Origin of the sequence: Moritella sp. (assembly GCF_033791185.1) — a bacterium.
Classification (GTDB): Bacteria; Pseudomonadota; Gammaproteobacteria; order Enterobacterales; family Moritellaceae; genus Moritella.
This window is the reverse complement of record NZ_JASJHF010000067.1, coordinates 21,906-28,765: the sequence shown is the minus strand read 5'-3', so window position 1 is coordinate 28,765 and position 6,860 is coordinate 21,906. Positions and strand designations below refer to the sequence as shown.

The 6,860-nt window shown below is 40.0% G+C and carries 4 protein-coding genes and 4 tRNA genes; 1 reads left to right on the top strand and 7 read right to left on the bottom strand.

Annotation, left to right across the window (positions count from 1 at the left end; genetic code table 11):
- Window positions 1-161: 161 nt before the first annotated feature.
- From QNK26_RS04065 to QNK26_RS04050, 4 genes are all read right to left on the bottom strand, one after another.
- Window positions 162-237: transfer RNA gene (locus QNK26_RS04065), tRNA-Asn, on the bottom strand.
- An 87-nt stretch (window positions 238-324) separates the two neighbouring features.
- A tRNA-Asn gene (locus QNK26_RS04060) sits at window positions 325-400 on the bottom strand.
- Window positions 401-497: 97 nt separating this feature from the next.
- Window positions 498-573, bottom strand: a tRNA-Asn gene (locus tag QNK26_RS04055).
- Between the two features lie 76 nt (window positions 574-649).
- Window positions 650-725: transfer RNA gene (locus tag QNK26_RS04050), tRNA-Asn, on the bottom strand.
- A gap of 735 nt (window positions 726-1,460) precedes the next feature.
- Between QNK26_RS04050 and uvrB the strand changes: the two genes are divergently transcribed.
- Window positions 1,461-3,455, top strand: a complete 1,995-nt coding sequence (gene uvrB, locus QNK26_RS04045; RefSeq protein WP_319220981.1) for an excinuclease ABC subunit UvrB — start codon at window positions 1,461-1,463, stop codon at window positions 3,453-3,455.
- A gap of 187 nt (window positions 3,456-3,642) precedes the next feature.
- Here uvrB and pfkA read toward each other — a convergent pair whose 3' ends face one another.
- The 3 genes from pfkA to elyC form a co-directional block, all read right to left on the bottom strand.
- Window positions 3,643-4,605, bottom strand: coding sequence for a 6-phosphofructokinase (gene pfkA / locus QNK26_RS04040; RefSeq protein ID WP_319220980.1), 963 nt, complete (start codon window positions 4,603-4,605; stop codon window positions 3,643-3,645).
- Window positions 4,606-5,011: 406 nt separating this feature from the next.
- A complete protein-coding gene (gene tpiA, locus QNK26_RS04035) occupies window positions 5,012-5,767 on the bottom strand; it encodes a triose-phosphate isomerase (RefSeq protein WP_319220979.1) in 756 nt (251 codons plus the stop codon).
- Between the two features lie 234 nt (window positions 5,768-6,001).
- On the bottom strand, window positions 6,002-6,757 hold the full coding sequence (elyC, locus tag QNK26_RS04030; RefSeq protein ID WP_319220978.1) for an envelope biogenesis factor ElyC: 756 nt from the start codon (window positions 6,755-6,757) through the stop codon (window positions 6,002-6,004).
- Between the last annotated feature and the right edge of the window lie 103 nt (window positions 6,758-6,860).

Genomic DNA, 6,860 nt, shown 5'->3' with positions numbered 1-6,860 from the left:
CCCATTGCTAGACTTGAACTAGCGACATATGGATTAACAGTCCACCGTTCTACCAACTGAACTAAAGGGGAACAAATTGTGTGCTTCTCACGAAGCCAATTAATAATTTACATTATCTAATAAATCACTAACTGTTACTTTCTAATAAAAGAAAGAGAATATGGCTCCCTTTGCTAGACTTGAACTAGCGACATATGGATTAACAGTCCACCGTTCTACCAACTGAACTAAAAGGGAACAAATTGTGTGCTTCTGATGAAGCCGATCAATAATTTACCTAGCGTAAATCACTAACCGTTACTTTCTAATGAAAGAAAGAAAATGTGGCTCCCCTTGCTAGACTTGAACTAGCGACATATGGATTAACAGTCCACCGTTCTACCAACTGAACTAAAGGGGAACAAATTGTGTGCTTCTCGTGAAGCTAATACACCGCAATAACACTTCATAGGTCATCGCAATATACTATTATTCTTGGTTCTTTATATTAAAGAAATTGGCTCCCCTTGCTAGACTTGAACTAGCGACATATGGATTAACAGTCCACCGTTCTACCAACTGAACTAAAGGGGAATAAATTGTGTGCTTCTCGTGAAGCTAATATACCGCAATTATCTATATAAAATAAAGTGCCATATACTATTTAAATTGGCTCCCCTTGCTAGACTCGAACTAGCGACATATGGATTAACAGTCCACCGTTCTACCAACTGAACTAAAGGGGAATTACTTGTCTTTGTTTCGAAGACGGGGCGAATATTAAGGTCAGATGATTCTAGTGTCAATGATAAAACAGGCAAAAATGTCTTTTGCGATTTGTTTGTCGAATAACTGAGCGATGATGGTCAAGAAATATTGATAGCGTGTTTTAAGTAAACAATTGATTTATACATATAAGGATCAAAGATTGACTGTATTTCCTACGTTAAAAGATCATTGCCTTTTCTTATACTAAATTAAAAATGTTTTCTTCTATGTAGATAAATATTTGTAGCTACTCCATAATCATAAATAGAACGGAGTGTCCCCTTTTGGGGTTAACCTTGAAATATGGCACTTTTATTTAAGTTATCCACTAAATCTGTGGATAACTCTGTTGATTAAATATGTAGAAACTATATCTGTACATTTTAAGCGATTTTAACTCACTGTATAAAGGCAACCTTGTTAAGTGTTTTACTTGATGTAAATCAGTTGTTTAACTTGTTTCTGGTGGCTTTTTTAGAGCCTGTTTAATAACGCTGGTTAATCTCTGTATCAAAAACAACCACTGAAAATATTTTTTCATTCCAATTGTTGATAACTGCTTGACATTTGGTTTTTACTCATGGTTTTAGAATGATTATTCTAGTTTTAGCCAATAAACAATCATAATGAAGGTGATAATTGTTCTGGCGCCCTAAGTGTAAATTGGTATTATGGAAATATATAATTTATAAGCCAAGTTGTGATCTTAAATAATGACGATTTTATTCGATTTATGTTCTGAATATACCCCTAGCGGTGATCAGCCTCAAGCGATTGAAAAGCTGGTTGATAGTTTTAATGCCGGTGTCGCCAGCCAAACCTTGCTCGGTGTCACAGGCTCAGGTAAAACCTATACTGTCGCCAATATGATCGCGAAATTAAATCGTCCGACATTACTAATGGCACCCAACAAAACCCTTGCCGCGCAGCTTTATGCTGAGATGAAAGAATTCTTTCCTAATAACGCGGTAGAGTACTTTGTTTCTTATTATGACTATTATCAACCAGAAGCCTACGTACCGAGCACAGATACCTTTATTGAAAAAGATGCTGCGGTAAACGCTCATATCGAGCAAATGCGCCTATCAGCCACTAAAGCCTTGTTAGAACGTCGTGACGTGATCCTGATTGCCTCTGTTTCAGCTATTTATGGTTTGGGTGATCCTGAGTCATATCTAAAAATGATGCTGCATGTCTCTGTGGGTGAAGTGATTAGCCAGCGCAGTATCATCCGCCGTTTAGCGGAATTGCAATACACCCGTAATGACATGGACTTTAAACGTTCTACATTCCGTGTACGCGGTGAAGTAATAGACGTTTACCCAGCAGAGTCAGACAAACACGCAGTACGCATTGAAATGTTTGATGACGAAATTGAGCGTATCAGCTACTTTGATCCGCTAACTGGTGCGGTTGAAAGATCAGTAGAGCGTGCCACTATCTACCCGAAAACGCACTACGTTACGCCAAGAGAAAAGATATTAGCAGCGATTGAACATATCAAAGTGGAATTGTCAGAGCGTAAAAAACAATTATTATCAGCTAATAAGCTCATTGAAGAACAGCGCGTCAGTCAGCGAGTGCAGTTTGATATCGAAATGATGCAAGAGCTGGGTTATTGCTCGGGTATTGAAAACTACTCTCGCTACCTCTCTGGGCGCACTCCTGGAGATGCGCCTCCGACCTTGCTGGACTATTTACCAGATGACGGTTTGTTGGTTATTGATGAATCACACGTTACTGTGCCACAGATTGGCGCCATGTATAAAGGTGACCGCTCGCGTAAAGAAACCTTGGTTGAATTTGGTTTCCGTCTACCGTCGGCATTGGATAACAGACCGCTTAAGTTTGAAGAGTTTGAATCTATTTCACCGCAGACCTTATATGTTTCTGCGACGCCGAGTCAGTATGAGCTTGATCGCTGTGAAGGCGAAATAGTACAGCAGCTTGTACGTCCGACTGGATTGTTAGATCCAATCATTGAAGTGCGCCCGGTTGATACCCAAGTTGATGATCTCCTCAGTGAGATTAATATTCGCGTTGAGAAAGGCGAAAGGGTACTAGCAACGACATTAACCAAACGTATGTCTGAAGATTTAGCTGAATACCTTGCTGATCACGGTGTGAAAGTACGTTACCTGCATTCTGATATTGATACCGTTGAACGTGTCGAGATCATCCGAGACTTACGGTTAGGTAAGTTTGATGTGCTAGTTGGCATTAACTTACTGCGTGAAGGTTTAGATATGCCTGAGGTTTCTTTAGTGGCAATTCTTGATGCTGATAAAGAAGGTTTCTTACGTTCTGAACGTTCACTGATCCAAACCATTGGTCGCGCCGCACGTAACTTGGAAGGTAAAGCTATCTTATATGCCAATCGCATCACCAAATCGATGGATAAAGCCATTAGCGAAACGGAGCGTCGTCGAGCACTGCAGCATGAGCATAATATCAAACATGGTATTACCCCAACAGGGCTGAAGAAGAAGGTGGGTGATGGCCTCAACATTGGTAGAACGCCAGAGCAGCAAATGATGCATATTGCCGAGCAGAAAGCGACGTATGCGATATTTACCCCTGCAGAGCTGAGTAAAGAGATAGTGCGCTTAGAAGAGCAGATGTATAAATATGCGCAAGATTTGGAGTTTGAAAAAGCCGGTGAAACCCGCGATAAAGTGGCGAAACTGCGTGAACAATTAATACAGTAGTCGTTAGTTATTAATACTCTAGTTGTATATAGCTAATATATGGCAATGATAGCGGGCTGTTATTGGCCCTATAGATAGCGCTTTATAGATCGCTGCGTATAGATAGTAAAAAGCGAAACCAAGGTAAGTTGGTTTCGCTTTTTTATGCAAATCATTTTAATCTAAACAGATGTTATTCTATAAGTGCTTAGAATAATGAATCAGACAGATCAAATAGTTCTTGATTGAACGGACGTTTCATATTGTTAATACAATCGATGATGTCGTGGTGAACCATTTCTGAGTTCATTAGACCAACACAACGGCCGCCTTCACCTGCTATTAATAATTTAACCGCATATGACCCCATACGACTTGCCATGATACGGTCACGCGCTGTTGGTGTGCCGCCGCGTTGTAAATGACCTAACACAGTTGCGCGAGTTTCACGCGTTGTTGCTGCTTCGATATCTTTCGCTAGTTGGTTAACGTCTGTTACATGCTCACACATAGCAATAATGGCATGTTTCTTACCTTTATCGATACCTGCTTGGATCTGTGCTAATAAATCAGCTTCATCGTAGCCTTTTTCAGGAATAACAACGAACTCTGCACCACCGGCAACCGCAGCGCCCATGGTTAAATCACCGCAGTAACGGCCCATGATTTCAACAATAGAGATACGTTGGTGAGATGTTGATGTATCACGTAAACGGTCAATCGCATCTACGACGATGTTTAGTGCAGTATCAAAACCAATTGTATAAGTCGTGCCTGGGATATCATTATCAATCGTGCCAGGAATACCGATACATGGGAAACCCATTTCAGTTAGTTTCATTGCACCCATGTAAGAACCGTCACCACCGATAACAACAAGTGCATCGATATCGTGTTTTCTAAGATTCTTGATTGCTTCTTCACGAACGCTTTCTTCTCTAAATTCAGGGAAACGCGCAGAGCCTAAGAAAGTACCACCACGGTTAATGACATCAGAAACAGATTTACGATCTAGTTTCTCGATACGATCAGCGTGTAAACCAGCATAACCATCGTAAATACCATAAACTTCTAAGCCAAGATGTAATCCTTCACGAACAACGGCACGGATTGCTGCATTCATACCTGGTGCATCACCACCACTTGTTAAAACACCTATTTTTTTAATCATTGAAGCCTCAAATATATCAATCGATGATACTTTTTTATTGGGTTAGAGTACTTTTTTATTGAATAAAAGTACTGTCGTAGCAGGTGATAGCACGCTGGTTAATTTATTTAGCACACCAATTATAGTTTATTTATTGCTGCTACTTTCTATTAATTTATTATAACTATGTCTGTTATTATTTTCTGTGTCTTTATGACTTATTTATTACTAAAGTGATATCAATCACGCTTTCATATGAAACTTTTATTGGTGAAACAAAATAATGCCTTGGCGCTGTTTCATTTTGATAAATATAAGTTAAATAAGAAAGGAGTGTAGTAACACGCAATTATTAAAATCAGCGTTACTACACTTTTATCACTAATGCAGAGCAGGTATTCTCTCTACATTAGCTTTTGATAAGCAACTATGCAGAAGCACCAGCAATAACTTTAGAGAATTCTACAGCGTCTAGTGAAGCGCCGCCAACTAGGCCGCCATCAATGTCAGCTTGACCGAATAATTCAGCCGCGTTAGCGCCTTTAACAGAACCGCCGTAAAGGATTTGAACTTTGTTTGCTACAGCTGCATCTTGCTCTGCTACCCATGAACGGATGTGAGCGTGGATGTCTTGTGCAATTTCAGGTGTTGCTGTTTTACCAGTACCGATTGCCCAAACTGGTTCGTATGCAATAACTGCATTGTTTAGCGATGTGATACCAGACTTAGTAACAACAGCTTGAAGTTGTGCTTCAACAACAGCTTTAGTGTCGCCAGCTTCGAATTGCTCTAGTGTTTCACCGATACAAAGTACTGGTACTAGACCGTTTTCTTGTGCAACTGCAAATTTGTCAGCAACAACTTCGTTTGATTCACCGTGAATAACACGACGTTCGCTGTGACCAACAAGTGTGTATTTACAACCGAATTCTTTTAACATTACTGCTGAGTTTTCACCAGTGAATGCGCCAGCTGTGTTAACGTCACAATCTTGTGCGCCGTAGCTAATTGCATTGTCAGCAGTTAGTGCTTCAACTTGTGGGATAAAAACAGCAGGAGGGCATACTGCAACTTCAACAGTCGCATTGTCTTTTGCCGCATCAACTAAACCGTTAATTAAAGCTTCTACAGATGCTTTAGTTGCGTTTAGTTTCCAGTTACCCATTACTAGTGCTTGTCTCATGTCTATCTCCGATATGGTTTAAAGCTATTTTTCTTTAACTTAGTTGCTGACATCATTATGAAAGCGACTTTAATTAAGAACATGAGATGATTATAGAGTCATATAGCGCTAGGGCAAGTTGTCATAAGACATTTTTTGGTAATAAAACTACATAAAATACAGTAACTGTGACTTGCCCCACGTTTACTCGGTCAATTTCAGCTGAATTGCTCGCGTAATTACAGGATGTGATTGTTATAGGTTACTTTTTAACGACAGCCAGGCTAATCCTAACCACTCGTGGATGGCTTTTTCACTAATGGATAAGTACTTTGCACGCGGGAAGTAATAGTGCAAAGGTTGTATGCCTATCGTGGCTTTACTGACATGGGCAGTGGGTGCTGTAATAGGGGATAGACCTTGTTGTTGGAAGATTTTCATCGACCGTGGCATGTGTGTTGCTGAAGTGACGATGACCAAGGTTTTACCCTGAGTAATCTTTTTATTTTCAATAGCTTCCTCGATAGTGTCGCGAGGTTCTTCTAATACTATAATGGCAGATTTAGGTACTCCTAATGCCATTGCTAAGCGTGCGTTCATTTTTGCATTACTGTTAATATCACCACCGCTATAACCACTAAAGATTAACTTAGCATTTGGGTTGAGTTTATAAATTCGTACCCCTTCAGTCGTTCTTGCTAGCGCTGTCAGTGTCAGCTGACTGGTGATTGGTAAGCGATCTACAGTAGTGTGACCGTTACCCAATACGTGGATATAATCGACGCTTTGATTCTGGTAACTCGGGTATTGATACTCTAATGTGGCTGCTAATCGGCTAGCAACAGGATCAAGACTTAATAGCAATAATGTAATAAAACTACCACAAAATAGAATTTGACCACTGCGTTGATGGCGGGTGAACTTAAGTAATAGTGCCGCAAGGACGAAAAGAGTAAGTAGTAGTGGTAGCGGCATTAACCAAGTACCAATAATTTTTTTAAGTGCGAACATTAAGTGCTAAGACCTTTATTATTTATAGAAACGCTAATTATACGGACTAAGTAACAGCCCTCGTTGTTAGCCGCTTTGATGTCTATATATCAACGCCATATGA

Coding starts and splice junctions, on each gene's coding strand:
- uvrB (WP_319220981.1), top strand. CDS start 1,461: ATGACGATTTTATTCGATTTATGTTCTGAATATACCCCTAGCGGTGAT.
- pfkA (WP_319220980.1), bottom strand. CDS start 4,605: ATGATTAAAAAAATAGGTGTTTTAACAAGTGGTGGTGATGCACCAGGT.
- tpiA (WP_319220979.1), bottom strand. CDS start 5,767: ATGAGACAAGCACTAGTAATGGGTAACTGGAAACTAAACGCAACTAAA.
- elyC (WP_319220978.1), bottom strand. CDS start 6,757: ATGTTCGCACTTAAAAAAATTATTGGTACTTGGTTAATGCCGCTACCA.